Below are 9,276 nucleotides of genomic sequence, written 5' to 3'. Positions count from 1 at the left end.
GCCGGGGGCGGGAGAAAATGGGTGTGGCGAATTTCTGTGAAATGGCCACACCGGGGGAGGCCGTGCGGTAAAAGCGCGGTTTCGCGGTAAGTCGAGGCCGTTGTGACGCAGATGTGATGCACATGTGACGAAGCCGCCGCGCCCCGGTTCGAGTGGACCGGGACGCGGACACGCAAACGGCCCCGCGGTGCGGGGCCGTGTCGTTTTCTCGGTGGCGTGCCGGGGTTCGCGATGGGAGCGTTCTGGCGGTGCGTACCGGCCTTGTCAGCTGACTACGCGGCGTTGGCGCGGCGCATCCTGCGACGGCGCTCGGACGCGCGCTCGTCTTCGTTGAGACCGCCCCACGTGCCGTACTTCTCGGGCCTGGAAACCGCGTAGTCCAGGCACTCCGTGCGGACGGGGCAGCCCATGCAGATCTGCTTCGCCTTGCGCTCGCGGATCTCCCGCTCGGGCTGACGCTCACCGTCGGGACCGAAGAAGAGGACGAGGTCTTCCCCCCGGCACGCCGCGGCGTCCTGCCAGCCCCAGCTGGGACGAGGGAGGTTTGCCTGCCGACGTACCTGAGCCATGGAACACCCACCTTGATTGGTTTGAACAATTCAGGACATGGACGCTCGACATGCTTCGGGTGACATGCGTCAGAAGCGCCGAATGGTCCAACGTCTGGAGTTGCCGCTCTGTTCCCCGTCCGGTTACTCCGGAAACCTGGGGACGTGCGACAGGGAGACCCACGAATGGGGCCTCAGAAAGATTACACGAGGGCCGCCTCGTTGAGAAGGGTGAGTTCCCTAACAACGTAGGTTTTCAGGTTCTCGCCGCAGTCCGGTCCACATGGGGCGGACTGCTGGACGGCCTCCACGACGATGTGGTAGCGGCTGTCCCTTAGGTGAACGACCGCTTCGTACCTGGATGTTCCCGCGACCGCCCGGATAGAGACGCCTGTCACGTCGGCCAGCCCCAGCTGGCCCGCGTGCGCGCGGACGAAGTGCTCGGCGGCCTGCTCGGGCTCGGGCGTCCCGGCGCGCCCGCGCAGCCGGTCGAGGACGACCTCGCCCCGCAGGTAGGCGTCCGCCGCCGTCGCCGCCTCGGTCTCCCCGAGGTTGCCGTAGCAGAACCCGTGGGGGAGGCACACGAGGTTCGCGGCGAAACGGTCGCCGCCGACGTGCGTCGTCTCCCAGACCAGGCCGCCGAAGCGGGCGGCGAGCGACCGGGCGAGGGGCGCTCCGGTGCGGGCGCAGCAGGCGTTGCGGCGCCCGTGCGTGCAGACCAGGAAGATCGGCTCCGCCGTGCGCTCGCCGAGGCCGGGGGATCGTCCGGCGGCGAGGGCGTCCAGGTCGAGCGAGGCCAGCTCGGCGGGGTCGGCGAGCTCGCGTCCCTCGGCCCAGACCTCGGCTCCGCGCGCGTAGGCGGCGTAGACCTGGAGCGGCGGGGTGGCGCGGCGGCGCCCGGACCGGCGGATCAGCTGCGGGCGGACGCCCGCCCGCTTCGCGGCGCGCACGGCCTCGGCGACCGGCGCGGGCCTGGCGAGGTCCCCGACGCGCTCCGGCCAGGGGCCCGGGTGCTCGATGAGCAGCCAGGATCCCGCCTTCTCGGTGGCGCTGGCCAGGCACGGCCGCTCGCCGCTGTGGCTCCCTGGACAGTGCCCGCAGCCGTTGCCGCGCGTCACAGTACCCCCCGTAGACCGCTCTCAATTAGGTAAGGTTAACCTAATCCAGCGCCGCGAAACCAGCGGGGTGCGGGACCTGAACGATCAGCGCAGGGCGGCGCGGGGCAGCAGCGCCTCCGCGGCGGGGCGCGCGGCGGCCCGGTCGGACGCGACGAGCCCGATCCGGGTGCGGCGGTCCAGGATGTCGCCGGCGGTGAGGGCGCCCTCGTGCCGGACCGCCCACGCCAGCTCCACGCCGAGCACCGGCAGCCCCGGCACGACCGGCTCCAGCAGCGCGGGATCGTCCGCGGCGAGCGCGCCCAGCAGCGGCGCCTCCACCCCGTACCGCTGGACGAGGCGCCGCGGGTCGTCGAGCGCGTCCAGCCGGTCGCGCGCGGCGGCGCCGACCAGGGGGAGCCGGGCGGTGCGGCTCGGCCCCGCGTCGAGGCCGCGGATCCTCATGGCGGCGTCGACGGCGTCCTGCGCCATCCGCCGGTAGGTGGTGAGCTTGCCGCCGACGATCGTGACGACGCCGTCCCGCGAGGCCAGCACGGCATGCCGCCGGGAGATGTCGGTGGTGGCCTTGCCGTGGTCGGCGTCCAGCAGGGGGCGGAGCCCGGCGAACGCGCCGATCAGGTCCGCGCGGCGGACGGGGACGTCCAGCGCCGAGCCCAGCACGTCCAGCAGGAACCCGATCTCGGCGTCCGTCGGCTCGGGGACGTCCGGGACCGGCCCGTCGGCGGGCTCGTCGGTCAGGCCGACGTACACGCGGCCGTCGCCCTGCGGCATCACCAGCAGGAACCGGCTGGACGTGCCCGGGACGGCGACCTGCATCCCGGCGGTCAGCCCGCGCAGCGTCTCCGCCCGCACCACGATGTGGGTGCCGCGCGACGGGCGCAGCCGCACCCCGTCCACCAGGCCGCCCGCCCAGACCCCGGTCGCGTTGATCACCGACCGCGCCCGGACCGTGAACTCCCGGCCGGTCAGCTCGTCGCGGACCTGCGCGCCGTCGCCCGCGAGCGCGACCGCGCGGCAGCGGGTGAGCACGCGGGCGCCGTGCCCGGCGGCGGTCCTGGCGATGGCGGTGACCAGGCGCGCGTCGTCGGCGAGCTGGCCGTCCCACGACAGCAGCCCGCCGCGCAGCCCGTAGGGGCGCAGCGCGGGCGCGAGCCGCAGCGTCTCGACCGCCGACAGGCGGCGCGGGCCGGGCAGCACCGAGCGCGGGGTGCGCGCGGCGAGCCGCAGCGCGTCGCCCGCGTGGTAGGCGGCCAGGGTCGCGACCGCCCGGGTGCGCGGCACCAGCGGGGTCAGCGGCGTGACGAACGGCAGCGCCCGGACGAGGTGCGGCGCGGTGTGCCGCATCAGCACGCCGCGCTCGACCGCGCTCTCGTGCGCGACGTCCACCTGCCCCGCCGCCAGGTAGCGCAGCCCGCCGTGGATCAGCTTGGAGCTCCACCGCGACGTGCCGAACGCCAGGTCGTGGGCGTCGATCGCCGCGACCGACAGGCCCCGGGACGCGGCGTCCAGCGCGGCGCCCGCCCCGGTCGCGCCGAGGCCGACGACCAGCACGTCCACGACCTCGCCCGGCAGCTCGGCGAGCTCGCGCTCCCTGCGCGCCGCGTTGAGCGACGTCCGCGGCTCCGGTTCCGGTGTTCTCATGGCGCGAGCATCCTTTCCAGGATGTGGTGCAGGTCGGCGTCGAAGGCGTCCGAGTCGAGGTCGACGTCGGCCTCGTCGATCACCGTCCGCCCGGACAGCACGTAGGACTGGACGACCAGCAGCACCGACCGCGCCTGCCGGGCCGGGTGGTCGCGGCGGATCGTCCCGTCGGCGTGGCCCGCCCTGAGCGTCTCCTCGAACTGCTCCAGGAACACCAGCTGGCTGGCGCCGCAGCGGTCCACGATGTAGGGCAGCAGCAGCTCCGGGTCCACCTCGATGATCTTGCGGAACAGCGGGTGGTCGCGGAACGTCCGCACGCCGGTGACCAGGCCCTCCACGAACCGGGGCCGGACGGGACGGCCGTCGTCGGGCGGCTGCAGCGAGAGCCCGACCCACTCGCGGGTCATCAGGTCGGCGACGATCGTCCGGACGTCCGGCCAGCGGCGGTACAGCGTCATCCGCGACACGCCCGCGCGGCGGGCGATGTCGGTGAGCGTCGTCCGGCGCACGCCGACGGCCAGCACGCAGGCGCGGGCCGCGTCGAGCACCACGTCGTCGGCGGTCCGCCCGGCCTGTCTGTTGTGACGATTCGACGTCATGTGTCACAGTGTAAGCACAAAGTCGATGACCTGGGGAGGCGCGGGGTGCGGACGCGGGACATGCTGTGGAGCGGCTGGGGCGATCCCGGCCGGGCCGCGCCGCTGCCGGAGGCGGTGGCGGGGCTGCTGCGCGATCTTCTCGGCGTCCGCCCTGCCGAGGCGCCGCCGGTGGCGCTGGTGGACGTCGAGGTGCCCGATTCCCGGCTGACGGCCGATGGGCTGACCGCGCTCGCCCGGATCGTCGGCGACGGCAACGTCCGGGGCGACACCGAGTCGCGCGTCCGGCACACGCGCGGCAAGTCCACGACGGACCTGCTGCGCATCCGCGCCGGGGAGACCTCCCGCGCGCCGGACGCGGTCGTCCTGCCCGGCACGCACGACGAGGTCCTCGCGGTGCTGGGGGCCTGCGCGCGGCGGCGCATCGCGGTGGTCCCGTTCGGCGGCGGCACCTCGGTCGTCGGCGGCCTCACGCCCGGCGGGGCAGGCGCGTTCATCGCGCTCGACCTGCGCCGCATGGACGCCGTCGTGTCGATCGACGAGGTGTCGCGGACGGCCGTCCTGCAACCCGGCCTGCGCGCGCCCGACGCCGAGGCGGCGCTGGCGGAGCGCGGCTACACGCTCGGGCACTTCCCGCAGTCCTACGAGTGGGCGTCGATCGGCGGGTTCGCGGCGGCGCGGTCCAGCGGGCAGGCGTCCGCCGGGTACGGGCGGTTCGACGACATGGTCGTCGCGCTGACCGCCGCCACACCCGAGGGGACCCTGGAGCTCGGCCGGGCGCCGAAGTCCGCCGCCGGGCCCGATCTCCGACAGCTCGTCCTCGGGTCGGAGGGCGCGTTCGGGGTGATCACGTCGGTGACCGTGCGGATCCGGCCCGTCCCGGAGGAGAAGGCGTACGAGGGCTGGCGTTTCGCGTCCTTCGGGGAGGGCGCCGCGGCGCTGCGCAGGCTCGCCCAGGACGGCCCGCTGCCCACCGTCCTGCGCCTCTCCGACGAGACCGAGACGATGGCCGGCCTGGCCGACCCGTCCGAGATCGGCTCCGGTTCGTCGGCCGGATGCCTGGCCGTGCTCGGCTACGAGGGGACGCCAGAGCGCGTCGCCGAACTCCGCGCGGGCGCGGCGGCCGTGCTGCGCGCCGCGGGCGGCGAACCGCTCGGCGCCGGGCCGGGCGAGAAATGGGAGCACGGCCGCTTCGACGCCCCCTACCTGCGCGACGCGCTGCTGGACGCGGGCGCGTTCGCCGAGACGCTGGAGACCGCCGCGTTCTGGACGGACGTCCCCGCCCTCTACGACGCCGTCCGCGGCGCGCTGACCGGCGCCCTCACCGGTGCCGGGACGCCGCCGCTGGTGATGTGCCACATCTCGCACGTCTACCCGTCCGGCGCGTCGCTGTACTTCACCGTCGTGTCCGCGCAGGGCGAGGACCCGATCGGGACCTGGGCGACGGCCAAGCGCGCCGCCGGGGAGGCGATCATCGACGCGGGCGGCACGATCAGCCATCATCACGGGGTGGGCACCGACCATCGCGACGCGTACGCGCGGGAGGTCGGGCCGCTGGGCGCGGCGGTGCTCCGCGCCGTCAAGGACCGGGTCGACCCGTCCGGGATCATGAACCCCGGCGTCCTGATCCCGCCGACCGCAGGGGAGTAGCCGCATGGCCGAGGCACGCGCGTTCACCGCCATCGTCAACCCGGCGGCGGGCGGCTCCGCGTCCGCCTCCTCGCTGATCGCACCGGCCCGGCTGCTGCGCGAGGCGGGCGCCGAGGTCGCCGTCGAGTACAGCCGCGGCCTGGAGCACGCCGCCGACGTCGCCCGCGCCGCCGCGGAGAGCGGGCGCGTCGTGCTCGCCGTCGGCGGCGACGGCATGGCGGGCTGCGTCGGCGGCGCCCTCGCAGGCACCGGCGCGCTGTTCGGCATCGTCCCCGCCGGGCGCGGCAACGACTTCGCGCGGCAGCTCGGCGTCCCGTCCGGCCCGGAGGAGCTGGCCAAACTGCTGCTGGAGGGCGAGCCGCGCGCCGTGGACGCGATCGACGCCAACGGGACGGCCGTCCTCGGCAGCGTCTACGCGGGCGTCGACGCCGTCGCCAACGACAACGCCAACAAGACCCGTCTCCTGCGCGGCTCGGCCGCCTACTACTTCGGCGCTCTGCGCGCGATCGTCTCGTGGCGGGCCGCCGACTACCTGATCACGGTGGACGGCGAGACGCGCGAGCGGCAGGGCTACACCGTCGTCGCCGCCAACTCCGGCTACTACGGCTTCGGCAAGCACATCGCGCCCGACGCCCGCGTGGACGACGGGCTGCTCGACGTGATCCTCATCCGGACGGCGCCCAAGCGGCTGTTCTTCGCCGTCATGCGCGAGCTGGAGGACGGCACGCACGTACGCCGCCCCGAGGTCGAGGTCATGCGGGGCGAGGAGGTGCGGATCGAGCTGGCGGGCCCGCCCGGCCGGACGCTCCCGTACGGCGCGGACGGCGAGCTGCCCGGCGAGCTGCCGGTCACGGCCCGGGTGCTGCCCGGCGCCCTCCGCGTCCTGGCACCCTGACGCCCCATGGACTTGGCCCGAAGTTTGGGTCGATTTACGACTGCATTACGGACCCTCGGGTAGCGTCAGTTACGTCCCACTAAGGGACCTTGGGGTCGTCTGCGGAGACATCATGAGAAGGCGACTGATCGCCGTTCTGGGGGGACTCATGATGACCGCGGACGCCCGCGACGTGGTGGCGCCGGCGTCTCTGGGGGTGGCGCCGGTGTCCACCACGCTTACGGCCCGCGCCTAAGGCGCAGAAAGGGCCGACGCGCCCCGGTGAGTCGCTTGACGACCGGAATCGCCTCCGGACAGGCTGTGAGGAATCCCTCACACGCTGCCGGAGGCGCCCTGTGTCCGCCGTGGAATCCCCCGGTTCCGAAAGCTCACGCGATTCCGAGGCCGGGGCGGGGTGGGCCTGCGCGAAGCCCGGCACGTTCCACGACCTGCTTCCCGAGCGCGTCGCCGACTTCTCCTGGCGCCGCCCGAAGGTGCTGTGGCGGTCCCGCAACGACGTGCTCGCGCGCTGGTTCGGCGACCCGTCGAACGCGATCCGCCGCCGCTGCGTCACCGCCCTGGGCGAGCGCGGGACGCCCGCCGCGTTCACCATCCACCGCCCCGACCCGGAGTTCTCGTTCGTCCTGCTCGGCGACACCGGCGAGGGCGACAAGTCGCAGTACGCGGTGGTGCCGCCGCTGCTGCACGCCGCCGGCGACACCGACTTCATGATCATCGCCAGCGACGTGATCTACCCGACCGGGGACGCGGCCTCCTACACCGACAAGTTCTTCCGCCCCTACAAGGACTACCCGGCCCCGATCTACGCCGTGCCCGGCAACCACGACTGGTACGACGGCCTGCGCGGCTTCCTGCACGTCTTCTGCGACCTGGACGCCGACTGCACGCCGCCGCCCTGGCGCGGCGCGCTCTCGTTCCTCCCGCGCACGCTCTGGCGGAACCCCGGGGCCGTCGACCGGGACGCGATCGCGGAGGCCCGCCGCCGGTACCGGGGCGCGCCCGGCCAGCAGGCCGTCCAGCCGGGGCCGTACTGGGCGATCGACACGCCGTCGCTGCGCGTCATCGCCGTCGACACCGGGATCACGGGCGTCGTCGACCGCGGCCAGGGCCGCTGGCTCCGCGAGGTCTCCGCGGGTCCGAAACCCAAGCTCCTCGTGACCGGAAAGCCCCTCTATGTGGACGATGATCACCGTCCGGGAAGGATCGAGGGCGGCGGGACGATCGACGAGATCGTCCGCGACCCGGCGCACAACTACGTCGCGGCCATCGGCGGCGACATCCACAACTACCAGCGCTACCCGGTGAAGACCCCCGACGGGCGGACGATCGAGTACATCGTGTCCGGCGCCGGCGGCGCGTTCATGCACGCCACCCACATCATCCCGAAGACCCACGTCGTGGACGAGGACGACTTCCGCTGCTACCCGCTGCGCGGCGACTCCCTCTCCCGCTACAGCAGGCTGTACGGCCGGTGGCTGCACCTGCGCAGGCTCTTCGAGCTCACCCCGGAGGAGGCGACGGCCGCCGTCGAGCACCGGCTGGGGATCACCGCGGGCCGCGGCTACGGCAAGCCCGCGCCGACCCGCCGCGCCCGCTTCGTCGCCGCGCTCCTCGGCGTCCCGCGCGACGGACGGCACCGGTCCCGGTTCCTGCGCTTCCCCGTCCGCAAGGTGACGCAGCGGTTCCGCTCGGAGCTGGCCGACTGGGACGACCCGCCGTTCTTCAAGAGCTTCCTGCGCCTGGACGTGACCGAGTCGCAGCTGCGGATCCGCTGCCACGCGGCGACCGGCTGCGGCGACCACGAGACGGCACCTCCGTGCGAGGACGAGGTGACGATCGACTTGCGGTGACCTGCCGTTCTCAGGAGAATTCGCCGGTAATGCCAGGAAAGTCGGCGATCTTCGCGCGCCGTGCGCGCGGATGCCGTTACAGTCTTGGCTCACCGAACGGGTGAACGGTAACGGACGGTCGGCCGGAGAACGACCGCGTCCTTCAGGAGCGAAACTCAATGAGCTACCCCCAGCAGGGCCAGGGCCAGGCACACAAGCAGCAGGCCTACCAGGGCGGCTACGCGCCCGCCCAGCAACAGCAGCAGGGCGCCGTCGCGCGCGGCACGGGCCTCAACATGAAGCGCCGCAACCCGGCCGCCGCCTGGCTCGGCCTGCCGATGATCACGCTCGGCATCTACGGCCTCGTCTGGTTCTTCAAGGTCCACAACGAGCTGCACGAGTACGACCGCCGCATCGACAACGCGGCCACCAACGCGCTGCTGTCGATGATCTTCGGCTTCATCACCCTCGGCATCTGGCCGCTGGTCATGTGGGTGAAGCTCGGTGGCCGCATCGCCCAGGCCCAGCGCGCCGCCGGCCTCCAGCCCAGCTGCAGCGGCGGCCTCGGCTTCCTGCTCGGCATCCTCGGCTTCGGTGTCCTCTACTACCAGATCCAGCTGAACAAGGTCGTCGACCGCTACGGCGAGACCCCCGCCGGCCAGCAGGTCTCCCTGGTCGCCTGACCGACCCCGGGGGCTACGGCCCTGGCTCCCCCGCAAGCCCACAAGAAACCCCTCCGCGCCTCACCCGTCGCGGAGGGGTTTTGTGTGTCCCCCCAGGTTCTCCCCGCGGTTTGAACCCCAACCACCGGTACGGGCAGGCACGCGGAGCGAGCGCCAGCGAGCGCAGCGGGCATGCCCGGCGCGCCGCGTCCCCGCAGCGCAGGGAGCGCCAGCGACCGGAGCGAGGAGACCCGTGCCGCGCGGCCGGGGGTCTGGGGGTCGCCCCCCAGATAGACAGGGCGGGCATGCCCGGCGCGCCGCGTCCCCGCAGCGTAGGGAG

At 73.6% G+C, this 9,276-nt stretch carries 8 protein-coding genes; 4 read left to right on the top strand and 4 right to left on the bottom strand.

Annotated features, from left to right (window positions below; translation table 11 throughout):
- Positions 1–272: 272 nt before the first annotated feature.
- The 4 genes from E1264_RS35030 to E1264_RS35015 form a co-directional block, all read right to left on the bottom strand.
- Positions 273–569, bottom strand: coding sequence for a WhiB family transcriptional regulator (locus E1264_RS35030; RefSeq protein WP_021600082.1), 297 nt, complete (start codon positions 567–569; stop codon positions 273–275).
- A 182-nt stretch (positions 570–751) separates the two neighbouring features.
- The gene (locus E1264_RS35025) at positions 752–1,666 is read right to left on the bottom strand and encodes a sucrase ferredoxin (RefSeq protein ID WP_132180541.1); all 915 of its coding nucleotides are present in this window, start codon (positions 1,664–1,666) and stop codon (positions 752–754) included.
- 84 nt (positions 1,667–1,750) lie between these two features.
- A complete protein-coding gene (locus tag E1264_RS35020) occupies positions 1,751–3,304 on the bottom strand; it encodes a glycerol-3-phosphate dehydrogenase/oxidase (protein WP_132180539.1) in 1,554 nt (517 codons plus the stop codon).
- Complete coding sequence (locus E1264_RS35015; protein WP_132180537.1) at positions 3,301–3,903, bottom strand: TetR/AcrR family transcriptional regulator; 603 nt, start codon at positions 3,901–3,903, stop codon at positions 3,301–3,303. The genes E1264_RS35020 and E1264_RS35015 overlap by 4 nt, the downstream gene beginning before the upstream one ends.
- A gap of 60 nt (positions 3,904–3,963) precedes the next feature.
- On the opposite strand from E1264_RS35015, the gene E1264_RS35010 reads away from it, so the two are divergent.
- From E1264_RS35010 to E1264_RS34995, 4 genes are all read left to right on the top strand, one after another.
- Positions 3,964–5,550 carry an FAD-binding oxidoreductase gene (locus E1264_RS35010; RefSeq protein WP_132180545.1) on the top strand — a complete coding sequence of 529 codons (1,587 nt, stop codon included), beginning with the start codon at positions 3,964–3,966 and terminating at the stop codon, positions 5,548–5,550.
- A 4-nt stretch (positions 5,551–5,554) separates the two neighbouring features.
- On the top strand, positions 5,555–6,445 hold the full coding sequence (locus tag E1264_RS35005) for a diacylglycerol kinase family protein (protein WP_132180535.1): 891 nt from the start codon (positions 5,555–5,557) through the stop codon (positions 6,443–6,445).
- 335 nt (positions 6,446–6,780) lie between these two features.
- Positions 6,781–8,295, top strand: a complete 1,515-nt coding sequence (locus E1264_RS35000; protein WP_207936629.1) for a metallophosphoesterase — start codon at positions 6,781–6,783, stop codon at positions 8,293–8,295.
- Positions 8,296–8,453: 158 nt separating this feature from the next.
- Positions 8,454–8,957, top strand: a complete 504-nt coding sequence (locus E1264_RS34995; RefSeq protein ID WP_132180533.1) for a DUF4234 domain-containing protein — start codon at positions 8,454–8,456, stop codon at positions 8,955–8,957.
- Positions 8,958–9,276: the final 319 nt, after the last annotated feature.

This window comes from Actinomadura sp. KC216, assembly GCF_004348535.1.
Lineage (GTDB): Bacteria > Actinomycetota > Actinomycetes > Streptosporangiales > Streptosporangiaceae > Spirillospora.
This window is presented reverse-complemented; position numbering and strand designations above follow the sequence as displayed.

Excerpts from the sequence above, each read along its gene's own strand:
- E1264_RS35030 (WP_021600082.1), bottom strand. The coding sequence starts at position 569 with ATGGCTCAGGTACGTCGGCAGGCAAACCTCCCTCGTCCCAGCTGGGGC.
- E1264_RS35020 (WP_132180539.1), bottom strand. The coding sequence starts at position 3,304 with ATGAGAACACCGGAACCGGAGCCGCGGACGTCGCTCAACGCGGCGCGC.
- E1264_RS35015 (WP_132180537.1), bottom strand. The coding sequence starts at position 3,903 with ATGACGTCGAATCGTCACAACAGACAGGCCGGGCGGACCGCCGACGAC.
- E1264_RS35010 (WP_132180545.1), top strand. The coding sequence starts at position 3,964 with ATGCTGTGGAGCGGCTGGGGCGATCCCGGCCGGGCCGCGCCGCTGCCG.
- E1264_RS35005 (WP_132180535.1), top strand. The coding sequence starts at position 5,555 with ATGGCCGAGGCACGCGCGTTCACCGCCATCGTCAACCCGGCGGCGGGC.
- E1264_RS34995 (WP_132180533.1), top strand. The coding sequence starts at position 8,454 with ATGAGCTACCCCCAGCAGGGCCAGGGCCAGGCACACAAGCAGCAGGCC.